This window comes from Bacillus sp. GbtcB10 (assembly GCF_019091365.1).
Lineage (GTDB): Bacteria > Bacillota > Bacilli > Bacillales > Bacillaceae > Bacillus > Bacillus altitudinis.
The window spans coordinates 1-236 of record NZ_JAGXJP010000396.1 but is presented as its reverse complement, the minus strand read 5'-3'; the positions used below and the strand labels follow the sequence as shown (position 1 = coordinate 236).

At 42.4% G+C, this 236-nt stretch carries 1 protein-coding gene; it reads left to right on the top strand.

The genetic code is table 11. From position 1 onward, the window contains the following. Positions 1-236: gamma-glutamyltransferase (locus KVT11_RS20625; RefSeq protein WP_217609220.1), on the top strand; the 236-nt coding region annotated here is incomplete at both ends.

The window sequence follows — 236 nt, the reverse complement described above, 5'->3', positions numbered from 1 at the left end:
ACACAGACGATTCTCAATGTACTTGAATATGACATGGAGCTACAGGATGCGGTAGAAGAGCCAAGAAGCTACACAAACAGCTTAACTTCGTATCGTTATGAAGTAGGTGACCCTCTAGATGTAAGAACAAAGTTAAATGATATGGGTCACCAGATTGGCAGTTCCCCTATTGATATAGGGAATGTGCAAGCTTTACTGATTGACCGAAAAGCAGGGACATTCACTGGAGTAGCTGA